Here is a 25,096-nt window from a genome sequence, read left to right as displayed (position 1 = left end):
ATTAGTGCATAGATTACACTGTAAACTGCAGTCTCTCATTAAGGAAAAAGGATGGGATGACCTAACCGCAGTTCAGAAGGAAACATTTACTCCGATAATGGAAGGAAAAAACGTCCTCGTAATAGCACCTACAGGTTACGGAAAAACGGAAGCCGCATTACTTCCAATATTTAACATTATGCTTAAGACCGAAATAAAACCTGTAGCGGTCCTTTACATTACTCCGTTAAAGGCTTTAATAAATGACATTACTTTGCGTATAGAATGGTGGACGTCAAAACTCGGCTTCTCCGTAAGCAGAAAACACGGAGAGGTCCCCCAGAAGGAGAAAAGTTTAAGGTTAAAAAAGGTCCCCCACATCTTGGTTACAACACCAGAAGGACTAGAAATAGACTTAGATTGGGCTAGTAAATTTAGAGAGAATTATAAGAATATCAAATGGATCATAATAGATGAGGTACACGAACTGGTCAATTCAAAGAGAGGAGCGCAGTTATCGGTTCTCCTTGAAAGATTAAAGGAGTTCACGAATTATGACTTTCAGAGGATAGGGCTTTCAGCTACTATCGGGAACGAACAGAAAGTAGCGCAATTAGTTTTCGGTTCTTCATTAAGGGAAAGTAAGGTCATAAAAGTAGAAGGAGCTAGGGACTTTGAGGTAAAAATAGTTAAAGTAAAGCCAAAGGACGGAGAAGACCTATGGAGTTCTACGGCAAAACTAGTCAACCAGCTAGTAGAGAAGCCTACACTACTTTTCACAAATTCTAGGTTTAGTACGGAAAGGTTATATGAAGAATTAGAAAGAAGTAAGTTAAAAAATATATTCATTCACCACTCATCAATATCTAAAGAGGAAAAAATCAGAGTCGAGAGTAGCCTTAGAGAAGGTAAAGCTGATGTCGTGATATGCACTAGGACACTAGAACTCGGAATACATATAGGCGACATAAGAAAAGTAATCATGTATAGGCCACCTCCTACCGTCTCCTCTTTCCTCCAAAGGCTAGGTAGGAGCGGGCATACGATCAACAGAGTTTCAAAAGGGGAAATCATATGTTTATATGACTACGATGTATTAGAGGCAATATCCCTTTATGAACTAGCTAAGTCCGGAATTGTTGAACCGCCTAAATATATGCCTTACATGGACGTAGTAGCTAGAGAAATAATAGGTATAACGTTACAATACGGTGAAATAGACATAGATAAATTATATTCCTTAATTAAATCTTCAACATACTATAAAGGTCTTAAGTTCGAAAAGTTCCTATCCCTTATAGACTATATGGTTCAAAGCGGTCTCCTTAAAAAAGATAAAGACAAACTGAAAATAGGTAAAACATTCTTTAAGATCTGGAGGTTTGATAAAGATAACAAAATCACATGGATGAAAGACTTCTCGGAATTCTTCTCGTTTATCAGTGCTGATGAGACATTCAGTTTACGCTATGAAAATAAGTCCATAGGTGAGATAGACGCAGTATACGTGTACAAACATTTGAGAAATAACGATATAGTAAGGATAAGCGGAAAACTCTGGAGAATAGTTAATGTCGATATAAATAAGATGCAGATCAGTGTTGCGCCCGCAAATACTGGAAACGGTGAAATACCTATTTGGAAAGGTGAAAATATATCTAAATCCAGTTTATTGCCAAAACAAATAGAAAAAGTCTTATTCAACGTAAACGATTATTTGGCTGAAGAAAAATTAATAGATGAAGAATCAAAAAATGCTATAAAGAAATTTATTGATTTCTATGTACTTCACCAATTACCGCTGCCAAATACAAAGACTATTTACATTGAAAACGAGAACGATGAAATAGTATATGCAACACTAATAAACGAAAAAATAGCGAACACATTATCACATGCCCTCTTATATTTAGCTACTAAAAGGTACTCCTTAAATGTTTCAGCAAGGTCATCCATCTACGGTTTCTCCATCAAAGGCGTTGACAAAGACCTACTACAAGACCTGATTAAAATGGATGAAAAACAACTTAAATCAGTCCTAATGAGGTCAATAAAAAGGTCACCTCTCTTCTTTGCTACACTTAAAGAAATACAATACAGCTATGGCAAAATTAATAAAATCACTAGTTCAGAAGACAAAATTGTCCTAGAAGAGGCATTAAAACAAACTGTAAATAAGTACTTCAGTATTAACGGTACCATAAAATACGTGAAAGCTATCAAGGAAGGGAAGATAAGTATTATTAACGTTAACGGGTTATCTCCTTTGGGTAAGGCGGTCTTAAGCCACTCACCTATTAAACCGTGGATCTCAGACCTCTCTGTCCGTCTTTATCAGGCCTTAAAAGGTGGTGCATATACTGTAGAAGAACTATCCGAAATGCTAGGAATATCTAAAAAGACATTAGAACTCAGGTTAAAGAAAATGAGGAAGCCGAATTCCAGGCATAGGACGTGCAGTTTTATTGATGTTGATACCCATGAGGTGAGGTGGGCATTAATGGAAGACTTGAAAGAAGTTGCTGAGTCAGATGACTATTACAACTCCTTTAACCCTATAAACCTCGATGAGTCCTATGTTATAGTCATGAGGGCTTACCAGTCAGAAGGTACTACTGAAACAGTGTTCAGAGTTAAAGACCTAGTAAATAATCCAGATGAGTTCTTAAAGCGTATACCATATGACGAAATATTAGAACTAAAGTTAAAAGACCCTAACGATTCGCTTGTGATATCGATATCCCCCAAATATTACTTTGTTAAAAAGAGTATAGCCAGATTTTTAGTCTTAAACGCTGTAAGTTATATACAGAGTCTAAAATTCGGATGATGAAGCCCTTCGATAAAGACCGGTGATTCTGGCCCGTGTTACTGATGAGGTCAGGGTTACACTTACCGTTAAACTTTGAAAGCACAGATTTATTTTTTCGGACTTAATCAACTATACGATCTCAGATGAGTGAGAAAAAACCTAACGAGATTATAGTTGGGAGGACTAAAAGTATAGAAGATTATGTCTTAGATATAATAACAATGTTCAACCAAGGTTCCCAAGAAGTAGAAGTAAAAGGGAATGGCTTTGAGATAAATAAGGTAGTAGATATATATAACCAACTCGTGGAACGACTAAAAGAAGGAGTAAAATTAGAGAAAATTGATATAGGTAGTGAAGTAAAGGACAAAAGGAGAGTTTCATATCTGCTCCTTAAGCTCAGGAGAGTTTATTAACACCCTAATACCGCTGTTAACCTCCTGGAAGAGATCCTTTATGAAAACGTCAACGTCAAGCGTTCCCTTAGATATTTTATCTATAGTATCTACCAAAAGACTAGTCCTTGACTCACTAACGAATTCAGCAAAATTATTTCTAAGCACCTCATAAGCCTTAATACCTCTCTTAGAGGCTAATAGAAAAGACCTCTTTTTAGTCTCTATTACATATCCGTGTCTTATTAATGACGTAACAGTTTTAGCATAAGTACTCGGTCTACCTATGTTTTTCTCTTTCATTAACTTAATGACCTCAGCATAACCCAGCAAAGGCACAGAAGAACCCTTCCTAATACTACTCGTCACCTCGCTTCCGTCCAGCGAGTAGACCTTAACCGGATAGACTTTTGAAAACCCGCCTTCTACAAGTATTGGCACCTCTATCAACTCCTCATCGTTACCGGTTAAAGTTACCCTGAACTTCCCGTAAATTACCTTAGCAGGTCCCATTTGGCTCGCTATAAACCTCCTGAAGATCAGGTCATAGACCTTGAAGTGAACCCACGTAAATTTAATATAATATTTGAACGGGTTTTCTTCTATATCCCTCTGCAGGTCATTCAAGTCCATCGGGTTGGTCGGGCGTATAGCCTCATGCGTACCGCTCTCTCCCCAACTCCTGCCTTGAAAATCTTGGTTAAGCCCTGACCTAATTAAGTACTCCTTAGCTATGTTAACACCTAAAGGTGATATGTGTATACTATCCGTCCTATGATAAGTGATCAACCCACTCTCAAACAGTTCTTGGGCTACCCTCATCGTTAAAGGAGCACTTATACCGAGTCTATTATAAGCGTCAATCAGTAGAGCATCAGTAGTGTATGGAGGCTGAGGATTAACAACTTCCTCTCTCTCCCCAACTTTCAGTACTTTAACGTTAAGTCTTTTTACAAAATCCTCAGCTTCAGCCTTACTTTTAAATAACCTCCTGATCACATAATTTCCTACCTTGACATAGACCATCCAACCGGTGTTCCTCTTATATTCGTTTGTCCTATCTACTATCCAACCGAGTACCGGTCCCTGAACTCTACCGCTACCGTTATTTTGATCCCCTATAATACTCTTAAGGGCACTACTAAGCTCAAACCCTATCCATCTGTCTTCAATCCTTCTCGCAAGTTGTGAGTTAACCGCATTGAGGTTAAACCACGACTTATTCCTGATAGCTTCTAATATGGCGTTTTTAGTTATTTCGTGATATGTTACCCTGAACACGTTCTTATTATATGGGCTTATAAGTGCATAGAGGTCAAAGGCAATTTTCTCGCCCTCCTGGTCAGGGTCTGTAGCGACGTAGACTTCATCTACGTCAGAACTAAGGAGCCTTATCGCATTTATAATTCTCTCTGACGAATAAACTAACGTTGAACCGCAATAAGGGCAAGAGTCAACTCTCTTAGTTATTGTCTTAAGGCAGTTGTAACACTTATATATAGGAGAATAGTTGGCCCTTATCTCGTTATCGACCTCGACCCCATAATAACCTACCTCCTCGGTCGTGAGATCGGTTACGTGTCCCTTTGAAGCCACTATATTAGCTACAATAACCGAGTTTTTGTCTACTATTATACTCTCATACACCGGAACGCCGTATAACTCCCTCCTAACCCCTCTGCTAAAAATCCTTGAAATAGTCTTAGCCTTAGTAGGGGACTCGACGACTATTAATGCTGTCTTAATGTCTAAACTCCTAGACCCGCCATTCCTACTTTCCGTTACTTCTCTCTTTATACTATCTAGGTCGAGGTCGTTAAACTTCTTAAATTCTGTATCATAAGATAACCCCTTAACTCTCTTCGCCAGGATTTCAAAGAGCTCAGGCTTATCGACTAAGACCACACTTAGCCCTAAAGTAAACCCGTTGTGTAAGATCCTGCTAGCCCTACCAGAGCCCTGTATATAAGTTATGGCGTCCGGTATGAGGATAAAATACCTCCTGCCTTCTCTTTCTACTGTGAAATTGTCTAACTTTAATACCGAGGGCTTTTTACTTTTGAGCACCTCAATTACGTTTTCTTTCAAATAGCTCAGTGATTTCCTCAACTCTTCAAGTTTACCGTTTAACGTCTCCGAGTTTCTAAGTGCAAATTTTATAGCTTGGACTTCAGAAGGGGAAAGCAATAGCACTTTTTTCCTCAGATTACCGACATCGAGCGATAAAGCATCAGCTACCCTTAACGCGGTAAACGGGTTATTTAAAGAGTCCTCTAAGGGTAACTTAGTCTTCGGGACACCGTAAAATATTACGTATTTTAACCTCTTAGGCTCGTCCAGCCCCCTTACAGCTACACCGTAATAGCTAGCCGACCCTACTAAATACCCTACTTCACCGGAAGAGAACTTATCCATGAACTTCCTCCCTGATACAGCCTGAATAGCCCTAAACCCTCTCTCGTTAAGTTCGTTAACTATCTCTTTTACCTTTGCCCTCCCGAAGTCTCTTGATACTAGTATTAAGGCCCCTTCATCACCCAGCCTATCTAATAGGTTTACTAAGTCCAGTCCGTCTTGATATGAGTCTATTATATTCCTACTATAGATCTGGACGGTGGAAGGCTCAAAACCCGCCAAAGTCCTCAGGGCAAGTTGTTTAGACCCCTTAGGTCTCAAAGTAGCGCTGGATACGACAAACTGTGTCACAGGCCTCCACGTGTATACTTGAGCTTCTAATTCCCTTACTCTCTGTGATAGTTCTCGGTCTTCCTTAAAGGACAGGATCCTCCTTAATTTAACTAACTGTACAGCCTTATCAAATACGTCCTGGGGTATCTGAAGGATTGTAGCTATCCTTTCAGTAGTCTTACCGCTCTTAAGGATCATATCGGCATCGTCCACGATCACTACTTTAGGCTTCAGGCTGGCATATTTCTCCGTATTACGGTTTATGGAATAGAAAGACGTCACGTTTATTTTACCGTCTTCTGGGTTCCCGCAGGATACATCAGGAGTGATAGCCTTTAACCTCTGGCATATTTGATCCCTCAAAGAGTTCGTAGGTACTACAAATAAGGTGGTCTCACCTCTATATATAGAATATACCATCAAAGTCGTAGTTTTACCTATCCCGGTAGGTGCAGATAGCGAAAAATTCTCGCCCCTAAGCAATTTCCTTAACCAATACTTCTGCAGAGGCCAAGGTTCTTTGCCCACTATTTTCTTGAATAGGCTTGACAACTCCTCATACATCTCAAAGTTATAATAGAGCTCAGCGTAACTTTTCAAGGTCGAGTTCTTAACCAGCAGGTCGTATATCGCTTTAATATCCAGAGCCTCGGAATAGCCCGGTAAACACGACTCACAAGGCAATCCCTTTAAAAGCCTTTCCGAATCTATTGGGCCATTACAATTAGGACATCCAAATAAGTACCTAATCTTGACCATGCTAAATGTTGCATTTATACAGTATGATTTTATAAGACATAGAAGTGAGTGATATCGTGCTATCTGGCTTATATATTTCTTAAGTGTATTTTTTCCGCTATTCTTACCTACACTACTCTCTTAGATAACTTTATTACCCTAGTAAGTATCTGTTATTGCGATTCGGGTGATATATGTGAGCACCGCCGCAACTCCAAGTAATGTAGTATTAGTAGGTAAAAAACCTGTAATGAACTATGTATTAGCAGCTCTAACTCTACTAAACCAAGGTGTAAGTGAAATAATAATAAAGGCAAGAGGAAGAGCAATCAGCAAAGCCGTAGACACAGTGGAAATAGTCAGGAACAGGTTCTTACCAGACAAGATAGAAGTTAAAGAAATAAGGATCGGGAGCCAGACTGTGACAAGCCAAGACGGTAGGCAATCAAGAGTTTCAACGATAGAGATTGCAATAAGAAAGAAGGCATAAAGGTAATAAAGCGTTTTTATCCCGCGCTTTTCTTAGACATAATTTTAATTATCACGCGTGACAACTATAGTATTGAATAATATGAGTTCCTCACAACCTTCATACAAAGTGCAATTTGAAGGAAAAGCAAAGATCGGGGAAATAATGGGAGGATTTATACCAATACAGTTAAAACCTGAGGATTTAGCAAGCCCCATATCATTTCAAATGGCTCTGAGCAGGATATACGAAGAGCTAATGAAATCATTAAACCAAGGGCCCTCAAAGAAGTATGTAGCTGAAGTCAAGTTCACAGACTCATTAGGTAACCCAGTAGTAGTAGGAGTGGACTTAGGGCAAAGTATCCCGCCTCTAAGCAACAAAGAAGTAAAAGTAAAAATTACGATCGAATTTTATGATGAAGAGTAGCCCTCCTTCTTAAATACTTAAAAGACACATCTAACATATACTCGTCCCAAGGGATTAGTTTATACCTTAACTCGCCAGTTTTTATAAGGATCCCAGTATTGTAAAAATAACGGATAACGTTCAAGCTCACTTTCTTTGAAAAATACGGTGAAAGGTACTCTAGTGCCTCACCTACATTAAACTCATTAGTACCGAACTTTTTTTGGAGCAGAAAATAGATGACTACTTCCCTCTTCTTTAACCACCTCATCTCCAACCACTCAACAGCCTAGTTAATCATCATAACTCAGACCTTACAAGTACTTTCATCAAATAACTATTTATTGATGGTATTTTAAACTTAACATAATAATGCCCTACGTAGATAAAGGGATGAAAATCTGTAGACCAGCAGAGAAAAAAACAGAAATAAAGCAAGGAGATATAATATTAGTACAACCAGCACTACTAAAGATCCGCGGGTTCATATTAGAATTCCCACCACTCTCTGTCATATCCCCCGACTGCGAAAACGAGATTGAAAGCCCAAACTGGGTAGAGGGGTACACAGTTAACGGGAAAGAAAAAGTCACATTCAAAGAAGGTAAAAGGGAAGTTGAAGGCGAAATAGAAGTAAAATGCCCCAGGTTTTTACCTGCAATTAGCCTTAAGCATGCCTTAGGTAAAGTAAAACTGGTCATAGACGATGTAGAAGGGGTCCCTATACTGGAAATTGACAATGCCCCATTATTGGCTTTAAGCGGAGAAACAGTTACAGTTGCGACATCCCAACTCAAAAATTACTTTAAACCGCTAGCCTATTCCTTATACTACTACATATCTCCGTCTGGGAACAATGAGTCTTCCTGAATTATCTCCTTCCTCTTTACAGCTTGGTACTCCTCAGCAGTCCCCTTAGTTATTAACTCGTATAACTTAGCCTTTTTACCATTACTGGGCCTCAATAGCCTACCTAGCCTCTGGATAAACTGCCTCCTAGAGCCCGTACCCGTGACAATAATCCCAACACTTGCATCCGGGATATCGAGACCTTCGTCACCGACAGTAGTCAAGACTAACACACCACTTTTCATACCCTTAAATACCGAAAGGACTTTCTCCCTTTCACTCTTGCTCATCTTCCCGGTTATCAGGAAGGCGTTTAAGGACTTAGCTATCTCCTCAGCTTGTTCAACGTACTGGGTGAAAACAAGGATCTTATTACCTTTTTCCTTTTCAACTATCTCCTTAACTTTTTCAACCTTGTTCTTAGCTAGGTTAGTGATCTTCTTCATCTCGTTATAGACTTTCATAGCCTCTACTGCTTCCTCGTCTCCTTTCTTTACAAGTTCTAACAACTGTGAAACCTTTTTACCCTTTGATAAACTCCTGAACTTACTTAACAACTTGTTATACTCAAGCTTCTCCTGTGGGGTCATATCGACTCTAACTTGGGTTATCTCATAAGGGGCAAGGAAACCCCCTTTTATCAACTCCTGTGGGGTCTTAAAATATATCAGACCGCCCATTAGCTTGAAAAGCTCCTCATGCTTACCGTCTTCTCTAACGGGTGTCGCCGATAAGGCTAACCTCCTTGAAGCAAAAGAACCTAGAGCTATGACTTTAAACTTATCAGCCGGTAAGTGGTGTGCTTCGTCGATTATTAGGACATCAAACTTATCCCCTAATTCTCCCATATGCCTATAAGCTGTATGGTAAGTGGTGATCGTTATCGGTTTAATGTTCTTTTCACCCGAATAGAAAAGCCCTATCATAGCTTTTTCAGCATCGGTAAACCTGAGTATTGAGTCCCTCCATTGCATCATCTGTTCCTTGGTAAAAGTGACCACTAGGGCTGACCTCTTAGCATGGGCTATGGCCCCTACCCCTATCACAGTCTTTCCGGCACCGGTAGGTAATGCTATAACTCCTGAGCCCTTTTCTAACCAGATATCCAGAGCTTCCTTCTGATATTCTCTCAATTCCGCTTTAAGGTTTATGTTAATATCTCTTACTTTTAACTCTAGACCTTTAACCTTAAGGCCGTTTTCCTCAAACCGGGTCTTAAGGAACTGATAATAATAAGGGTAAGTCTCGAAGACCTTTTCCCCCTTATTGTACTTTAATATCCCTTGCTCATAATAGTCTTTGACTAGGTCCATTAGGTATACGTGGGGCCTTATGATTACTTTCTCGTTCCTTAAAACAAACTCCACATCGTAGTTGGGTAACTCTTTTTCAAGTTCTTTCAACTCCTTTTCGTCCACTGTAACACCGATTTCCTGCAGTATCGCCCTTATGTCGTCCGCCTTAAGCCTGTTCTTCCTAGCCCTCTCTGTGTCGATTACAAATACTGAGCCTTTTGTGGGATCCCTAGTAATAAACCTCGAGAACGATAGTAACTTCCTAAAAGTGTCGTCATCCAACCAACGCTGTATATAAAAAGTCCTCAAGCTCACCTTTGATCACTTCTTCGTAAATAATACTCTCTGACTTTACAGTATTTATGTATTCAGACAAATTAACTATCTCGTAAATAAAAATGGTATTACCTACCCTACCTTTATATAAACAACAAAACCTCAGGTACTGGGCCTCAGACTTTTCAGGCAAAGCCAAATAAACACCCCTTATTTCTGCCCCATACGGGTCAACAAACAAGATTATCCCGTGCCCGTTAGAAAGGGTAAAACCTAAGAAATACTTTCCCAGTTCTTCCGCTTCACTTAACCCCAAGAACAGGGCCTCCTCAATTCCCTTCCACGGTGCTACCTCAAGGAAGTCCTTTATTCTCACGAGTCCTTTTAAATTTCTGAGCTTAAATTATCTTCGTGTATACTCTCCTATTTTCGACTACGAATACAATGGAAAACGCAAAGAAAATAGCTAAAACACTCGTGGACGAAAGGCTCGTGGCTTGCGTAAACATAGTCCCCTATATCAAGTCATTTTACGTCTGGGAAGGGAAAACAACAGAAGACGACGAGGTACTCTTGGTGATAAAGACCAGGAGTGAGGTAAAGGAAAAAGTAATAAAGAGGATAAAGGAACTACACACATACCAAGTCCCAGAAGTTATAGCAATCGACTTTAATTCCGGACTACCAGAATACTTATCGTGGCTAACAGAGAGTGTGAAAAAAGATGGAGATTGATGAGAAACTCCTCGAAAAATTACAGAACTTAGCCCTCATCGAAATAAAGGAAGGAGAAAAAGACAAGCTTAAAAAAGACCTGCAAAATATTTTACAGTTCTTCGATAAAATAAACCAACTAGACCTCACAAACGTGGAGCCCCTATTCCACCCCCTCTCGTCAGGAAAACTCAGAAAAGACGAACCATTAAAGACCCTCACCAGAGACGAAGCCCTGCAAAACGTAAAGAGGAAAGAAAACGGCTACATAGTAGGCCCAAGGACATACGGTGATTAAAATGATAGCCCCAGAAGAGAAAAACGCAGAAGAATACGTCGAAAAAGTGTATGAAAGAATAGGAAAAGTGGAGAATAAAGTAAGGGCATTTATAACCCTAAGACCAAAGGAAGAAGTCCTCAAGGAAGTGAAAGAGTCACTAACCAGAAAGGGAAAACTGAGAGGAGTACTCATCGCTGTAAAGGACAACATATCGACTAAAGGGCTTAGGACAACTTGCGCCTCAAAGATGTTAGAAGATTACGTCCCACCCTTTGACGCTACCGTAATCCAAAAATTAAAGGAAGAAGGAGCCGTTATCCTCGGTAAGACGAACATGGACGAATTCGCAATGGGTTCCACCACTGAGACCAGCTATTTCGGTCCCACCCGTAACCCATGGGACTTAGAAAGGACCCCTGGGGGCTCTTCAGGCGGTAGCGGGGCTTCCCTAGCTAGTGGAATAGTAGACATAGCTTTAGGTAGTGACACCGGGGGTTCAATAAGGGCACCAGCCGCATTTAACGCCGTGTTCGGGCTGAAACCGTCTTACGGTACAGTAAGTAGGTTCGGGCTAGTAGCGTATGCCAACAGCCTGGAACAGATAGGGCCTATGGCTAAAAACGCTGAAGACCTTGAACTCCTCTACTCTGTAATTTCGGGAGAAGACTGGAGGGACGCAACTACAATACCCCAGCACCCCCCTAAGGTTGAGGGAGAACTCAGCAAAACTAAGTTCGCATTGCTAAAAAACATCTTAGAAGCCTCCCAACCAGAAGTGCAAGCAGTATTTAAAAAAGCCATAGACAAGCTCTCAAGCGAAGGCGCGACTATTGAGGAAGTTGAGTTGAAATACGCGGACTACGCGCTCCCGTCTTATTACATAATAGCCATGTCAGAGGCGAGTTCCAACTTAGCCAGGTTTGACGGTGTGAGGTACGGGTACAGTAAATATTACGACGGGACATGGAAAGAGACTTTCGCCAAGAACAGAGGAGAAGGGTTCGGGCTGGAAGTAAAAAGGAGGATCTTGTTAGGTAGTTTTATACTCAGTGCAGGCTATTACGACCAGTATTATATAAGGGCGCTAAAGGTCAGACGCCTCATAAAGGACGAAATAGACAACCTCCTCAAAGAGTATGACGTAATCCTCTCCCCTACAATGCCCGTACTACCGCCTAAAATAGGTGAAGTAATTGACGACCCGGTGAAAATGTACGCGATAGACCTTAATACAGTATTAGCAAACTTGGCAGGGATACCCGCACTCTCACAGCCTGCTGGTTTCTATAACAATTTGCCAGTAGGTATACAGATGATGGGTAGGTACCTATCGGACTACTACCTCATTTCCTTATCTAAAGCGACCGAGAAAGTACTAGGCTACCGCGACCTTACAGCTAACCTTTAAAGTTTTTTACCTCACACACATACATGAGTCTAATGGAAAGTAAATCTACCTTTAGGATAGATACGCTCAGCGTGATAATGAAAGAACTAGAAAAAGAGAAATACCATATCGTAGGCAGTCACTCAGTATACAAAAAATGTCATTGGACTCACGAAGCACTTACCAGCGGGAGGTATTGTTACAAGGGCAAATTCTACGGTATTGAAAGCCACAGGTGCGTCCAAATGTCCCCTTCAGCTGCCTGGTGCTGGTTCAGGTGCGTCCACTGCTGGAGGCTTGAACCTGAGGACATAGGCCTAGACTGGGACGAGACTAAGATCCCGATAGAAGACGACCCCGACATCATAGCTGAAAAAAGCATAGAAGAACACAAGAGGGCCGTCTCAGGCTATTTCGGGAGAGAAGGAGTCCCTAAGGAAAAAGCCAAAGAGGCCACAACACCTAAACACGTCGCAATTAGCCTCACCGGAGAGCCCACTTTGTACAACAGGCTCGGAGAACTGATTGCCGAATACCACAAGAGGGGGATGACTACATTCCTAGTTACCAGTGGTGTCAGGCCCGATATCCTTGCAGGGCTTGAGGAGGAACCCACCCAACTCTTTGTCTCCCTCCAAGCACCTAACGAGAGAAAACATAAGGTGATCAACAGGCCTATAGTGGCAAACTCTTGGAACTTAGTAATGGAGACGCTGAAGATTTTGCCCAGCTTCAGTTCGCCCACCGTGATCAGGATGACCATGATAAAAGGGTTTAATATGAGTGAAGAAGACGCAAGGGAATTCGCAAAACTCATGGAACTTTCCCAGCCCACTTATATTGAAGTAAAAGCCTACATGCATGTAGGACCTTCAACTTACAGGCTGACCAAGGACGCAATGCCGAGGCACAGTGAAGTGAGAGAATTCGCGAAACTCCTTTCCGACTATACGGGCTACAAGATCCTCTCCGAACACGTGCCCAGTAGGATAGTACTCCTCAGTAAACTGGACAGACCGATACAGATCGGTAATGCGTGGACCGATAAGTGGGACTGGTCTACAAGAGACGTAGAAGACGATTTAAGTGGAGAATATAAGGAAGCCGAACAAGATTGTTCGGAGGGTGTGAGTTGAAAAGAGCTTAACCTATCATGTGAAGTAATAAGGATCTTAAAAGCGGCCCTTAATAACACTATCACTCAGCAAGATATGGCTAAACTCTTAGGTATATCACAGCAGACAGTATCAAGAAAACTGAAGGAGCTAGAAGACAACGGTATAATAACTAGGGCGATCTCCAAAGAAGGGGAGACCATAAGGCTAACAGAAGAGGGAGAAAGGGCTTTTAGGGAGTGCGTAGAAAACCTCGAAGAGATCCTAAAGATAAGTAGGATCATAAAAATAAGGGCTAAAGTCACTTCAGGTCTGGGCGAGGGGAAATTCTTCCTCTCCTTGCCCTATTATAGTGAAGCGTTCAAGAAGTTCTTAGGTTTTCAGCCATACCCCGGGACGCTCAACGCAGTAATATATGACAGGAACTCTATGGAGAACAGGCTCCTCCTCGATGCGAATAAAGGGATAGTAATTCCAGAACACAGAGAACCCGACCGCGTTTTAGGCAGTGTCAAAGCTTTCCCCGCTTCGGTGAACTCCTTGTCACCTTCGGCTATAGTCATCCCTACTAGGACTACACATCCTAAAAGCGTAATTGAAGTGATCTCACCCTATTTCCTGAGAGAAAAATTAAACCTTAAAGACGGGGATGAGATAGTAATAGAAGTATTCTTGTGAAAACTATTGGTTTTTTACTTTCACCGTGAGCGTGAACATAGTGTCGCCACTGAGCTATAAAGTCTCGATGTACCAGTTAAGACATGTTAAGTCCTTGTCCCGGTAGCCCCAAGTTAAGCTCTTTTCATGTCCAGTTTATAACTTAATAACAACACTATGACCGTAAATTACTGTCTTCCTGACAATTTACAGCTAAAATTAGTATATCGATGTGATACATAGTTTTCTTCTTGTAACAAGAACGGGGAAAACAGTTAATTTATTGTAATTTGTATTGTATTTATCTCAGTAAGTATTAAAGATCTCTCTATACATCATAATAGTAATAAATAGCATATATTCGGGAAAAAATATTACAAAAAAGTGAAATTAAAATGAAGTACGGGAAGCACACAAAGACCCGAGACGGGAAAATAGCACTCAAGGTATTTGAAGACCCTATCTTCACGTTTAAGGAAATGTCCAACGCGCCTAACGTCGAGGTCAAGGACAAAATTAAAGCTGAGATCCCCATCCGCGGGGGGCTTGTCCTTACTCCCCCTTTAATATGGTATGCAAACAAGCCCGCTTCGGAAAGAAAGGTAAAATACGTTATAGGAGTTATGGGCTTTGAAAAACCCAGGCTAGGCGAATTAGCAATCACAGCTAAGGACAGTGAGGTCTTAATAGAATTTGAAGCAGACCTACCTTTAAGCTTAGTAAATTCTACGATTTTTAAGGAGGGGATTAGACAGTTTCGCGAAAAACTTTGAAGGAAAAAGACTGGAGAGGATAAAAAAGAAAATCTAGGTCTAAAAATAAACACCCTAACGCTGATACCCGACCGAAAAAGAAGGCATTAGTGATGTTCCCAATTAACACCGCATACTCCAACTAGAGGTCCATGACCGGCTTATCAAATGATACGACGCGTCTTAAGACAGTTTTCAGTTTACAGTCCCAATAAACGCAAAAGGTAATTCACCCCTATTGGACATAGCCACATGATATAACTCCTTTACGACGCAATACAGCTTACCCCTTTCTCTTCTAGAGTTAACGACCTGTCCGCTCTTTCCCGTCCGTATACTTGACCGAGCCCTACCCCTTTTGAGGACTGAAATAAAACCTTCTATACCTACTAATTTCGCTGTCGAAAAGACTCTACACTTAGCCAAACTCTGAAAGTATACATACTACACATGATCCTAACATACCCTACACCTGTATCCCCTAGATGTCAGCCTTAATACTCAGTTAGACGCTAAAGGGTGAGCCCTTGTATTCCCCCAATTTTTACGCCTTACACCAATAACGCTATTGTCCTTTATTAACTGTGGGTATAACTCCCTCATATTGTAAAGGGCAAGGCATAAACCCTAATGTAGGTCTTATAGATCAAGTGTCTTAACAGTGCCCTTATTTTATCCCTTGGCTTTTATAGCTTGTGACATGTAATAAACGGTTAAACCCTATAAAGCCGGGTAGCCTATCCCTTTTAAACAATTTTATGACACCTAAGCCTATCGGCTAGGGCTAGTCGTCAAATATGTTTAGCCCATCATAAATGACTTTTTTGTGCTCAAGCATTTTAACGACCACCGGTTCCTTAACCTTATCTGCACTTAAGACGAGGATATCTGCAGAAAAACCCCTCTTCATGGAGTAGAGCCTTGTAGCTTCCCCGACCGGGTCTTCAACTCTCTCGAGAAAGACCATAATATCGTAGTCACTAGACTCCCAGTGATCCCCCCTAGCCCTAGACCCAAAAAGGACCACCGTAACCTTACCGGTATAATACTTGACCACTTTATCAACAAAGTCCTCAAAGCCCATCGCGTTTATATTACCTACACTGGATTTAAAGATAATGGTAGAGAAGTTCTGGTTCGAGAAGAGCAAAGAGTTCCTCGACTTAGCTAAAAAGCACTTAGAAGACGGGTATTACTGGTTCGTGTGCTTCGGGAGCCAGCAGAGTGTCGAATTCGCATTAAAAGGTATTTTAGTCAAACACAAGGGGGTTTTCCCTTTTACCCATGACCTAGGAGAACTGGCGGAGAGGGTCAGGGACGAACTATCCATAGACGTCCCCCAAAACATACTACACGACTGCGATTTCTTAACACCCCACTACGTAATGTCCCGCTATTCGCAGTTCGCTGATTATAACAGGAGGAAAGCTGAAGAGTGTTTAAAATCTGCAACGGAAGTGGTCGAGTGGTTGAAGAGAAATTTTGGACTAGGCTAGGGTAGGGGAATATACCACCTATACTTTACGCCCTATTCCTTCAGTGCCTATTAATACCAGCGTTTTCGGGACTTGTGGGGCGCGGTCGACCAGTAAGGCTTTGGATACGTGAGCGACCCCAATAACCTAAGCTAAGGGAGCTTTTCTAGTAAGGTTTTCAAGTATAGAGTTTAATACGTAGTATAACCTAGATATACTCCCGATTAAGCATTACTATGACAGTTAAGTCTGTAATAATTGCTTTTATATAAAAATTCTATTAACAAAGTAAATTACATTATACTCGGTCGAAGTTTAAAGTGCATGGTAACTTAAAACCACCGGTGTATTAAAGAGAAAACCTTAGCCCTTTGATACCTTACAAAGTATAATGGTGTTATTGTCCTTTATGAATTGGCCGAGTATAAAATTGGCCGAGTATAATAAAAGGGGGCTGTGTCGTTGATGTAGGGGGTAAAAATTTGCTAGGCAGGAGGATAAGGCCTTGCCCTTTAGTCCGTAACAAGGTATAATTATACATTGGACGTCCTCATGAGTCTAAAGGAAGAGTTAAGGGGAAAACCGGGTCAACTATAGGGTAGTCAGAGAAAAGTTTTTTGTGGAGTGCTTTATAAATATGTATTATAGATCGATGACCATGTCAGAAGAACTCTCAATCCCTTTTGAGGAATATTATAACTCTTTACAAGGAGTGAAAAATAGGAACTTCCCTGTCCAATATTTAGAGAAGATGAAGGATTATTTGATTGAGAAGTATGAGAAAAATTTGTTCGAGGTTTATGAAGGGTTATTGACGTTAGCCCTAAACCCCGAAGATGAGGATAAGTTAAGGGTATTGTCAGAAGAGACTGAAAAAATAAAGGAGGATTTTGAACTATACAACTCGCTATTAGAAAACAACACGACTATAGGGGAATACAGAGAAATGGTAATGGAGGGCTTAAGGAAACTCATTAACGGGTTAAAGGAAAACGAAGAGAAGTTTTATAACGAGGTATTAAACTCAAACAGCCCTAATTTCCTGATAACCACTTATTATTCATTATATTTACGTTTCGTGACATCGACATACCTAAAACTGCGTAAAATAAACATACCTAACCCTAACATAAAGACGAAGGACTCACAGCTTAAATACACATTCAACATGGCTAATTTCCTAGTAGGGTTTTTGGGGATGCCTATACTAATTTACATAAAGAAAAAAGAAGTATTCCCCTACATATCCGAGCTGAGCGGGGCACTACTGCATGTACTAGTAGCTGATAAGACACCCATGCCCTCAAAAGACTCCTGGGGGTATTACCTTTTTTCAAAGCTCCATGTGGTAAAAAATGAGTAAAAATAAAGCTTTTTTCTTAGATACTAATATTCTCGTAAAATGGGTATATAGGAAAATTTTGAATGAAAACCCGGCTATCGAAGGTTTTATCAACTCGTTAAGTAAGGGGCAATGCGTCGTGCTCCCTTTAAACTTATCTGAATTTGAGACTATAATTAACGACGCCTATAATATGGCCTCACATGTAATTTATGAGAAAATAATACTATCCAAGCCTAATTGGAACAAACTGGACATTGAAGAGAAATCACGAATCATCGACGATATAAGGAAGGACTTTGACCAACTCTATGAACAGATACGAAAAAGCAAATATAATGGACAAATTCTTCCTGCAGGAATAAGACAAATGCTTGCAAAGGCGTTCTTTATAAACTTGGAAGATAAGTTAATAAACTCCGATTTGGAAGCCCTTACTAATCATATAGCTTTAACAAGGAAAACTGAAGACTTAACGGCCTATATAGCTAGCGTAGAAAGTACAATCAGGGAAAAATGCACAATATTTAATGATATTAAAATACTTGTAAACATTGATATTATCAAGGAAATTCAACTAATTTATGAAAGTATTAATAAATATATAAGCAAGTTAAAATTTCAAAAATATAAGAAGACACCAAGTAGGAATGACCAGATAATATTTCAATACCTTTTCTTGTCATTACGTGGAGGACTCTATGACGAGGTCGTCTTTGTTACGGACGACAGTGATTTTCAAAGAATGTATGATACGGTATTGGAACATTTGAACGATATTATAATAGGGAGTGCAGACCCGCGAGGTAACTTCAAAGCACACGCCGAGGAAGCTTACGAAATATTAAAAAATAAGCTAGAGATCAAGGGCATTAACGAGTTAATTGCTAAGCACTAATGCCTTCTCATACCCCGTCATACTTTAAAGGACAAGACACCTGTATTTAATATCGGCGTCTATGGTCCACTGCGCCTCTCAACACTATACTCGAGACAGTATCTAATGCGTAATAAATGTAAATAACTAAATAAAGTAAAAAGTCATAAAACACGTTTATTCAGGGTTAAATCCATTTAATTACGAGAAATAAAGTAATATAAAACCAGTTTATTAGATGTGGTCGCAAATAATTTCGTAATTTATGATAACCGGGTCGCTCACGTCTCCGTTATAAATTGAAATACCATACTGTCGAATTAGTATAATTTGTGGACAAATAATACAGTATACGAAAGACTAACCTGTATAAACTAGGTTATTAACCCTTCACTTTACGCTTTTACACGTGCTATGTATTAACATTGTTAAGTGTATGTTTAATGTTATAAGCCTACCATAGTCAGGCAAATGGGAACCACAATAGATCGTGAAAGGCCCTGATAACATGGGCTAAGAGGGCTTTTCGGTGTGTTTTTGTAACAACACAGAGAGCCCAATACACAGTGTAACCTAGGTGTAACCTTAATTAAGCATTCTATGACAGTTGAGCCTGTGATACTTATTTTTCATAATGAAAATTTTGTTAATGAAGAAATTTATGTTATACCAGGTCAGCTAATAAAGGGTAACAGTGCGGTCAGTGTAAGGCCAAAAATTGTTAAGGAAGAGAATTGACGTTGCCCTTCGGTTCCTGATAAAGCATAACTTTCCGCAATATTCACTTTCACCTCTTCGACCACGCGTTTCACTCCTTCTCACACCCTTCAAAAGACGTCAAAACAGCACAGCAAGCTACATTCTTAGCCTTCTCATCTATCTCCCCTTCAAGATAAGGACTGCAATTCACCAAACAATAACCAAGACACTCTAAAGCCTCAACATCTCCACACTTAACTAACTCCTCCTTAGCCTTCTCATAAACCTCCTTACCAATATTAACCAACTCCTCGGCATTCTTCCAAGCCTCGATGTCATCGCCAGTTATAGGAGACCAAGTATACACAAACTTAGCTATATCCTTACCATACATATCCTTAACCTCCTCATAAATCACCGAGATCAAGCTACCAAAAGTAAAAGACATAGTAAAAGAGCCGTGATTCTTATTAACAGCACATTCAGCCACGTCGACAACATTCTTGTAAAAGTCTTCATTTGGGTTAGCAATTGACAAGAAACACTCATCCACATACCTTAAAGAGTCTTCAAACCCCTGCTTACTTATCTCCTCCCTAACTCTCCCCAAAACCCTTTCAGCAAAAGAAACCAACTCACCAACCCCCTTAATAGGATACCACTCGTAAACAAATTCAACAACTACATCCTCATGCTTCTCAACCCCCGGTATAGTTGAATCGACCACCTCAAGATCCACATACCCCCTCAAATACTCCACAACGTCATCAACAGTCATCTTACCGAAGTCAGCTATAGGAACCCATTTTCCATCAGACCCAGCGACTATCCCCACATCACCATAACTTGTACAATCACCGGACTGGATAACTGCACCAATTACAGGCTTAACGTCAGTATAAACCCTAGGTAACTCCCTACTAATTCTTGTAATTGTAACTCTAACAGACCTACCCTCATAATAACCGTTAACATAATTCCATTTACGTGATTTAATATGCCTCGATACGTTTTCTGTGTAAAGTGGGACGCGTAAAACATTAACCCTTCTCCCGATCAAAGGATTGACCCAATCCCCCACAATACCCATGTTAATAATGCCCAGCTCGTCATTCTTAAACGCCCTACCTACAAACCTCCCCCTCACAAACCCAGCCTGTGCAACATAAACCCCTAACCAGTTAGGGCTAACCCTCCCTATATATAACAAGTTAGAATCCTTAGTCTTGACGAGAATACCGTGACCGAAGTCATCACTCCTCTCAAGGACCGCAAAGGGAAAGGCTATAGCGGGCCTCAAAGTGACATTAGCCACCGTAAATCTCGTAGAATACCACTCCAATAACCCCTCCTTCCTCCACTTGTCTATAAAACTTGAAATACAAGGGTCTTTATTGCCAATTACCTTCAATACCCCTCCTTCATACCAAACTTCCATAACCCCACCTAGTACAGCAATATACAATCCTCGCCTCTTTATCTATATTTGAGTAGGGATCAGCGTACTCCAAAAAGCACTTGTCCAGGTACTCGTTGTTCGCCATTTCCTTAGCCCTCTCATAAATCTTCTTACCTATGTTAAAAATCCTCTCAGCCTCCCCCTTCTTACCAATAGGCAACCACCTGTAAACAAAGTCCCCGAAACCGTACTTACTATACTTCTCATAAACCTCGGTAAGGACATCACCGAATTCAAAGATGGGACTAAAGTCGACCCCCAACACGTCCTTAAAATACTCCGCGATTTCACCAGTAGTCATGCTCGAAAGGTCTGGTGTAGGGACGCCGACATAGTGGTTATCTACAATATCGACGATTAAGCCAGCGTTACCGTACCCACACCCGCCTTGAATAGGTGCACCGATCCCTACCTTGAGTATATCGAGAGGTGGACAGTTTGCGGGGAAATGTTCCATATCTTCTATAATGAAATCCGTGTTAATGACTAGTCCGTCTTTTATAATTGAGCCGTACATAAAGGGCGGATCAGATGTGCGAAAAGTGAGGTGTGAGGCAACAACTATAGGCTTCGTAGGTATCTTCTTAAGCTTACTCAACAATAAATTACCAGTATATAAAGGGATTTGTACATACGAAACTACCTTAGAACTGGCCGGGTTAACCCAATCCTTCACTATATTACCGAAGTCTATCACACCAAAAGGTTTGAAGTCCATTACACCTAGGTACTTAGCCTTCCAAAACTCGCCCCTAGCTACAACAACTCCAGTCCAGTTAGGGTCAACCCTGCCGATAAAGACTAAATGCCCATCCTTAGTCCTTATCAACACACCGTGACCGAAAAGGTCACCCTTACTCACTCCCTTATTTAAAAGGGAGAAGGGGGATATAACTGCGGGCCTTATAGTCATGTTTTGAACAGTATAATGGTTAGCGACCATATTAATGTACCTTTTTCCAGACCATTCTTTTAAAGTATTAATAACGCACTTAACTTCCCCGTTCTCAGTTTCCAAATCGTCCGGTAGGACTATAAAAACATTCCCTGCAAGCAAGCCCTTCACTCTTCTTCACCACCAAAGGCTTCATTAAACGCACAATTTACTACATTCTTAACTTGTTCATCTAGTTCACCATAAGGGTTTGCAACGGTTAATAGGCATTCCTCAACGTAGCTTAAAGCCCTATAAGACCTCGTGGCGTTTATCTCCTCCCTAGCCCTATCGTATATTTTTTGGGCTATATTTACAAGTCCTTCAGCGTCTTGTTTAGCCTCGCTCTCGTTATCCGTCACTGGTAACCATTGGTAAACGAACTCCGCAAACAAATCACCGTACTTCTTCTTGTAGTCCTCATAAATTGAAGTTAGAATAGTACCAAAGACAAAGGCTAACTTTATGATCCTTTCCGCGTTAAGTACCTCCTTAAAGTAGGACTGAATTTCGTCAAAGGTCATGTTAGAAAAGTCAGGTATAGGGATACCGATATAATTGTACTGCTTCCCCAAGTTCAAGGGCCCTATCTTACCCAACCCCATACTCAAAATACCCACACTAAGTGCAAAATTCCCGTAGTTTGAACAGCCATTAGTCCCGCACCAAAGGCTACTCTGCATAGGCGCACCGATACCCGCTTTAAGAATATCAAGGTCGGAATAAGGTACATGATAATACTCCTCTATAGAATCTGCGATAAAGTTTGCCGGGGCTACTATGGGTGAATACTTAATTATCTTTACCGCTTTTATGGTGAAAGTGCCGTACAAGGTAGGCGGGTTTTCACTAATACCGGCTAACTTGGGACCTAATACTTCTTTTGGAGGAATACTGTAAAACGAATGCTTCTTATCATATCCCCAGCTGGAAATATTAATAGACCTAAAACCCTTTAACAGTTTTCCAGTGTATAACGGTATTAGTGTAAACCTATAATTTACCAAGTACTCATTGAGGAAGTTCATTATGAAGTCCTCTATTGACCCTAAGACGTTTGGCGACTGAGTACAAGTGCTCATATTTGCCGGATTAACCCAACCTTGAGGGAAAACGTCCTTTACACTACCCAAGTCCACTACTGCTATCTCTACATCATTTATCTCCGCAGTCAAACCCATGTTATAAGTATATGAGGATAACGCGTTTACAGCCTTTTTCATATCCTCTTTCAAATAATTAGCGAAACGTACCCCTAAATACCTCGTCCTCCAAAAACCACCCTGTGCTACCACTATTTCGGCCCAATTAGGGTTAACCCTACCAATATATGCTAAATGATCACCGTCTTTACCCTTAACAGTAGTTATTATCCCGTGGCCGAAAATGTCCGGCAAACTAACGTCCTTGTCAAAAACGCCGTAGGCTGCAGAAATCGCCGGCCTAATAGTCTCATTAGGAACAGTAGGTGTCGCATCGGGTGTTAGTTCCTTTTCCTTATACCATGTTTTCAACGTATTAATTACGCACTGAATCTGCTCTTTTTCAATTAGCAGCTGAAGTTCAGCAAGTTCGCTTATTAATGATATTGTCATTCCCTCTCCTCCTATTGCTATTGCAGTTTCAGACACATGCCAATCGACTAAAAAACAGAAAATAAACCTTTTCGTAACAGTTCAAAAGATCTAAAATTACAGATTATATACGTAAAAAAGAACAAGAGAAATTTTAAATGAATTGAAATTGGCTCATAAACTCCTCCCGAAAACTCCTCCCTTACTCATACAGGGGTTAAAGGACAATGCAAATCCCCTTGCTCGGCGAATTTTGGCCCTACACTCACGTCACCGTCGCCCTTTATTAACCGACCGGGTATAACAATACTACATAACAAAAAACATTCTTGCAGTCTAAACCCAGCCAAAGCCTAAGGGACAAGCTAACTCAAGGACACTGAGTAATTGAAATATATTGAAAAGAAGACTATTCCCCCTTAACACACGACAAAGCGTCCCAAACACGTCTACCTTAAGGGAACAGCCGTCGTAGTTATTACTACTAGTAAGACCTCCCTTATATTAGCAGTTATCCTACTTTAACACGTCTTAAAGGTTTTCATCATGGTCCGTGTGTCTCCTAAACGGTTTTCAACGAACCGGAGATCCCCTCTACGCCCTTCAGGCTGAAGAGTTCCCCCTTGCTTAGCTCGCCCTTTGCAGTCCTCAGCCCCTTTCAGCCTTCACATTTTTTCCAACTAACACCAGACCTAACCATTAACACAGAGTATTTCGTATTACAAGGTAAAAGTAGGATAACTACTATAATTAGTCCTTAATGCCTCCTCCCTACTAAGTACAATAATTTTAATGGCGAAGAGTTGAAAGGGCTCGACAAGGAAAAAAGAATTACCCAACAACAATACCATCTTATTACGTCGACCAGCGAGAAAGTAGCCATAAACCCCATGTACAACAGACTATCGTGTTAAGCCCCTCGTAAAAGGGGTGCTGTACTATGTACCTACCGTGTAAACCATGTTTCCTCACAGCGGGCCACTGCAAAGGCCGGGGACGGGTAAGTTGATCTGTGACACCGCTAGTATTCCCCCGTTTAATAAACGCACTCCAAACTACACATAATACCTACCCCTGCAGTTTACTTAGATAACACAAATTAAGGCCTCACACGGCTCTAAAATACCGGGAGTTATTCTCAATTTACACGTCAATACTACTAGTCTGTCTCCACAGTTCCTCCAAACCCCAAGCCTCAAATAACGCGGTCAGTCCACCTAATTTACTTGCTAAAGTAAATACACCAGACACAAAAAGTGAGAAAATTTACTTCTACCACCCACCCCTAATAAATCTCACCGACGTCAAATTACGGCTATACTATGTTTTACCGCTAAGTAAGCTTTAAATACAGTTTTCATATAATGTATATTTCGCGGATGACCCCGCGGGAGCACAACTCCCGCCGGGGAGACTCACAATTACAAATGGAGGGGCAAGAAAGCCGGAGTCAGAACCCCTCATGGGGATAACTCCGGTCACCTTGCCTCTGACAGAGGAGAGCCAGAGGGTGGTGAAAAGCCCTCCCGCCCCGATTCCGGTTGATCCTGCCGGACCCGACCGCTATCGGGGTAGGGCTAAGCCATGGGAGTCTTACACCTCCGGGAAGGGGGTGTGGCGGACGGCTGAGTAACACGTGGCTAACCTACCCTCGGGACGGGGATAACCCCGGGAAACTGGGGATAATCCCCGATAGGGGAAGAGTCCTGGAACGGTTCTTCCCCTAAACGGTTATGGGCTGTTCCCGCTCATAACCGCCCGAGGATGGGGCCGCGGCCCATCAGGCTGTTGGCGGGGTAAAGGCCCGCCAAACCTATAACGGGTAGGGGCCGTGGGAGCGGGAGCCCCCAGTTGGGCACTGAGACAAGGGCCCAGGCCCTACGGGGCGCACCAGGCGCGAAACGTCCCCAATGCGCGAAAGC

The 25,096-nt window shown here is 41.2% G+C and carries 22 protein-coding genes and 1 rRNA gene (1 of these 23 cut by a window edge); 15 read left to right on the top strand and 8 right to left on the bottom strand.

Annotation, left to right across the window (positions count from 1 at the left end):
• Positions 1 to 4: 4 nt before the first annotated feature.
• Positions 5 to 2,809, top strand: a complete 2,805-nt coding sequence (locus tag KN1_RS12000) for a DEAD/DEAH box helicase (protein ID WP_221287883.1) — start codon at positions 5 to 7, stop codon at positions 2,807 to 2,809.
• A 125-nt stretch (positions 2,810 to 2,934) separates the two neighbouring features.
• The gene (locus tag KN1_RS11995; RefSeq protein ID WP_221287882.1) at positions 2,935 to 3,207 is read left to right on the top strand and encodes a ribonuclease P subunit p25 family protein; all 273 of its coding nucleotides are present in this window, start codon (positions 2,935 to 2,937) and stop codon (positions 3,205 to 3,207) included.
• Here KN1_RS11995 and rgy read toward each other — a convergent pair.
• On the bottom strand, positions 3,172 to 6,633 hold the full coding sequence (gene rgy / locus KN1_RS11990) for a reverse gyrase (RefSeq protein ID WP_221287881.1): 3,462 nt from the start codon (positions 6,631 to 6,633) through the stop codon (positions 3,172 to 3,174). The two genes, KN1_RS11995 and rgy, sit on opposite strands and share 36 nt — an antisense overlap.
• Before the next feature lie 175 nt (positions 6,634 to 6,808).
• Between rgy and albA the strand changes: the two genes are divergently transcribed.
• Both albA and KN1_RS11980 read left to right on the top strand, forming a co-directional pair.
• Entirely contained in the window at positions 6,809 to 7,102 is a 294-nt protein-coding gene (gene albA, locus KN1_RS11985) for a DNA-binding protein Alba (protein WP_156005863.1), read from the top strand.
• Between the two features lie 81 nt (positions 7,103 to 7,183).
• The gene (locus tag KN1_RS11980; protein WP_221290742.1) at positions 7,184 to 7,510 is read left to right on the top strand and encodes a hypothetical protein; all 327 of its coding nucleotides are present in this window, start codon (positions 7,184 to 7,186) and stop codon (positions 7,508 to 7,510) included.
• Here the strand turns inward: KN1_RS11980 and KN1_RS11975 are convergent.
• The gene (locus tag KN1_RS11975; protein ID WP_225905688.1) at positions 7,482 to 7,760 is read right to left on the bottom strand and encodes a hypothetical protein; all 279 of its coding nucleotides are present in this window, start codon (positions 7,758 to 7,760) and stop codon (positions 7,482 to 7,484) included. The two genes, KN1_RS11980 and KN1_RS11975, sit on opposite strands and share 29 nt — an antisense overlap.
• Positions 7,761 to 7,861: 101 nt before the next feature.
• Here KN1_RS11975 and KN1_RS11970 point away from each other — a divergent pair, with 101 nt between their 5' ends.
• Positions 7,862 to 8,359 carry a hypothetical protein gene (locus KN1_RS11970; RefSeq protein ID WP_221287879.1) on the top strand — a complete coding sequence of 166 codons (498 nt, stop codon included), beginning with the start codon at positions 7,862 to 7,864 and terminating at the stop codon, positions 8,357 to 8,359.
• On the opposite strand, the gene KN1_RS11965 is transcribed toward KN1_RS11970, so the two are convergent.
• Complete coding sequence (locus KN1_RS11965; protein ID WP_221287878.1) at positions 8,323 to 9,948, bottom strand: DEAD/DEAH box helicase; 1,626 nt, start codon at positions 9,946 to 9,948, stop codon at positions 8,323 to 8,325. The two genes, KN1_RS11970 and KN1_RS11965, sit on opposite strands and share 37 nt — an antisense overlap.
• Positions 9,908 to 10,285 carry a hypothetical protein gene (locus KN1_RS11960; protein ID WP_221287877.1) on the bottom strand — a complete coding sequence of 126 codons (378 nt, stop codon included), beginning with the start codon at positions 10,283 to 10,285 and terminating at the stop codon, positions 9,908 to 9,910. The genes KN1_RS11965 and KN1_RS11960 overlap by 41 nt, the downstream gene beginning before the upstream one ends.
• 35 nt (positions 10,286 to 10,320) lie before the next feature.
• Between KN1_RS11960 and cutA the strand changes: the two genes are divergently transcribed.
• The 6 genes from cutA to KN1_RS11925 all read left to right on the top strand — a co-directional run bounded on the left by cutA (position 10,321) and on the right by KN1_RS11925 (position 14,835).
• Positions 10,321 to 10,644 carry a divalent-cation tolerance protein CutA gene (gene cutA, locus KN1_RS11955; RefSeq protein ID WP_225905687.1) on the top strand — a complete coding sequence of 108 codons (324 nt, stop codon included), beginning with the start codon at positions 10,321 to 10,323 and terminating at the stop codon, positions 10,642 to 10,644.
• On the top strand, positions 10,634 to 10,921 hold the full coding sequence (gene gatC, locus KN1_RS11950) for an Asp-tRNA(Asn) amidotransferase subunit GatC (RefSeq protein ID WP_221287876.1): 288 nt from the start codon (positions 10,634 to 10,636) through the stop codon (positions 10,919 to 10,921). The genes cutA and gatC overlap by 11 nt, the downstream gene beginning before the upstream one ends.
• A 1-nt stretch (position 10,922) precedes the next feature.
• A complete protein-coding gene (gene gatA, locus KN1_RS11945; RefSeq protein WP_221287875.1) occupies positions 10,923 to 12,311 on the top strand; it encodes an Asp-tRNA(Asn)/Glu-tRNA(Gln) amidotransferase subunit GatA in 1,389 nt (462 codons plus the stop codon).
• A gap of 32 nt (positions 12,312 to 12,343) precedes the next feature.
• Positions 12,344 to 13,426, top strand: coding sequence for a 4-demethylwyosine synthase TYW1 (twy1, locus tag KN1_RS11940; protein WP_221287874.1), 1,083 nt, complete (start codon positions 12,344 to 12,346; stop codon positions 13,424 to 13,426).
• A 60-nt stretch (positions 13,427 to 13,486) separates the two neighbouring features.
• Positions 13,487 to 14,083, top strand: coding sequence for a DUF120 domain-containing protein (locus KN1_RS11930; protein WP_338057089.1), 597 nt, complete (start codon positions 13,487 to 13,489; stop codon positions 14,081 to 14,083).
• 374 nt (positions 14,084 to 14,457) lie between these two features.
• Positions 14,458 to 14,835 (top strand): STK_08120 family protein, encoded by a 378-nt coding sequence (locus KN1_RS11925; RefSeq protein WP_221287873.1) that lies wholly within the window; start codon positions 14,458 to 14,460, stop codon positions 14,833 to 14,835.
• A 763-nt stretch (positions 14,836 to 15,598) separates the two neighbouring features.
• On the opposite strand, the gene KN1_RS11920 is transcribed toward KN1_RS11925, so the two are convergent.
• Positions 15,599 to 15,898: a nucleotidyltransferase domain-containing protein gene (locus KN1_RS11920; protein ID WP_221287872.1), complete on the bottom strand. Its 300-nt coding sequence runs from the start codon at positions 15,896 to 15,898 to the stop codon at positions 15,599 to 15,601.
• 34 nt (positions 15,899 to 15,932) lie between these two features.
• Between KN1_RS11920 and KN1_RS11915 the strand changes: the two genes are divergently transcribed.
• From KN1_RS11915 to KN1_RS11905, 3 genes are all read left to right on the top strand, one after another.
• Positions 15,933 to 16,310: a HEPN domain-containing protein gene (locus KN1_RS11915; protein ID WP_221287871.1), complete on the top strand. Its 378-nt coding sequence runs from the start codon at positions 15,933 to 15,935 to the stop codon at positions 16,308 to 16,310.
• A 637-nt stretch (positions 16,311 to 16,947) separates the two neighbouring features.
• Complete coding sequence (locus KN1_RS11910; protein WP_221287870.1) at positions 16,948 to 17,652, top strand: hypothetical protein; 705 nt, start codon at positions 16,948 to 16,950, stop codon at positions 17,650 to 17,652.
• Complete coding sequence (locus KN1_RS11905; RefSeq protein WP_221287869.1) at positions 17,645 to 18,529, top strand: hypothetical protein; 885 nt, start codon at positions 17,645 to 17,647, stop codon at positions 18,527 to 18,529. Before KN1_RS11910 ends, KN1_RS11905 begins: the two co-directional genes overlap by 8 nt.
• Positions 18,530 to 19,316: 787 nt before the next feature.
• Here KN1_RS11905 and KN1_RS11900 read toward each other — a convergent pair.
• The 3 genes from KN1_RS11900 to KN1_RS11890 are packed head-to-tail and all read right to left on the bottom strand — an operon-like array spanning position 19,317 to position 23,231.
• Positions 19,317 to 20,645 carry a hypothetical protein gene (locus KN1_RS11900; protein WP_221287868.1) on the bottom strand — a complete coding sequence of 443 codons (1,329 nt, stop codon included), beginning with the start codon at positions 20,643 to 20,645 and terminating at the stop codon, positions 19,317 to 19,319.
• Entirely contained in the window at positions 20,629 to 21,732 is a 1,104-nt protein-coding gene (locus tag KN1_RS11895; protein WP_221287867.1) for a hypothetical protein, read from the bottom strand. Before KN1_RS11895 ends, KN1_RS11900 begins: the two co-directional genes overlap by 17 nt.
• Complete coding sequence (locus KN1_RS11890) at positions 21,729 to 23,231, bottom strand: hypothetical protein (RefSeq protein ID WP_221287866.1); 1,503 nt, start codon at positions 23,229 to 23,231, stop codon at positions 21,729 to 21,731. The genes KN1_RS11895 and KN1_RS11890 overlap by 4 nt, the downstream gene beginning before the upstream one ends.
• 1,477 nt (positions 23,232 to 24,708) lie before the next feature.
• Between KN1_RS11890 and KN1_RS11885 the strand changes: the two genes are divergently transcribed.
• Positions 24,709 to 25,096, top strand: a 16S ribosomal RNA gene (locus KN1_RS11885) (it continues 1,105 nt past the right edge of the window).

Origin of the sequence: Stygiolobus caldivivus, assembly GCF_019704315.1 — an archaeon.
GTDB classification, from domain to species: domain Archaea; phylum Thermoproteota; class Thermoprotei_A; order Sulfolobales; family Sulfolobaceae; genus Stygiolobus; species Stygiolobus caldivivus.
The sequence above is the reverse complement of the archived record's forward strand: the minus strand, read 5'-3'. Positions and strand labels throughout refer to the sequence as shown.

What these genes read in the sequence shown, in the direction of transcription:
- KN1_RS11995 (WP_221287882.1), top strand. Translation starts at nt 2,935, where the DNA reads ATGAGTGAGAAAAAACCTAACGAGATTATAGTTGGGAGGACTAAAAGT.
- rgy (WP_221287881.1), bottom strand. Translation starts at nt 6,633, where the DNA reads ATGGTCAAGATTAGGTACTTATTTGGATGTCCTAATTGTAATGGCCCA.
- KN1_RS11980 (WP_221290742.1), top strand. Translation starts at nt 7,184, where the DNA reads ATGAGTTCCTCACAACCTTCATACAAAGTGCAATTTGAAGGAAAAGCA.
- KN1_RS11975 (WP_225905688.1), bottom strand. Translation starts at nt 7,760, where the DNA reads ATGAGGTGGTTAAAGAAGAGGGAAGTAGTCATCTATTTTCTGCTCCAA.
- KN1_RS11970 (WP_221287879.1), top strand. Translation starts at nt 7,862, where the DNA reads ATGCCCTACGTAGATAAAGGGATGAAAATCTGTAGACCAGCAGAGAAA.
- gatC (WP_221287876.1), top strand. Translation starts at nt 10,634, where the DNA reads ATGGAGATTGATGAGAAACTCCTCGAAAAATTACAGAACTTAGCCCTC.
- gatA (WP_221287875.1), top strand. Translation starts at nt 10,923, where the DNA reads ATGATAGCCCCAGAAGAGAAAAACGCAGAAGAATACGTCGAAAAAGTG.
- twy1 (WP_221287874.1), top strand. Translation starts at nt 12,344, where the DNA reads ATGGAAAGTAAATCTACCTTTAGGATAGATACGCTCAGCGTGATAATG.
- KN1_RS11925 (WP_221287873.1), top strand. Translation starts at nt 14,458, where the DNA reads ATGAAGTACGGGAAGCACACAAAGACCCGAGACGGGAAAATAGCACTC.
- KN1_RS11920 (WP_221287872.1), bottom strand. Translation starts at nt 15,898, where the DNA reads ATGGGCTTTGAGGACTTTGTTGATAAAGTGGTCAAGTATTATACCGGT.
- KN1_RS11915 (WP_221287871.1), top strand. Translation starts at nt 15,933, where the DNA reads ATGGTAGAGAAGTTCTGGTTCGAGAAGAGCAAAGAGTTCCTCGACTTA.
- KN1_RS11910 (WP_221287870.1), top strand. Translation starts at nt 16,948, where the DNA reads ATGTCAGAAGAACTCTCAATCCCTTTTGAGGAATATTATAACTCTTTA.
- KN1_RS11905 (WP_221287869.1), top strand. Translation starts at nt 17,645, where the DNA reads ATGAGTAAAAATAAAGCTTTTTTCTTAGATACTAATATTCTCGTAAAA.
- KN1_RS11900 (WP_221287868.1), bottom strand. Translation starts at nt 20,645, where the DNA reads ATGGAAGTTTGGTATGAAGGAGGGGTATTGAAGGTAATTGGCAATAAA.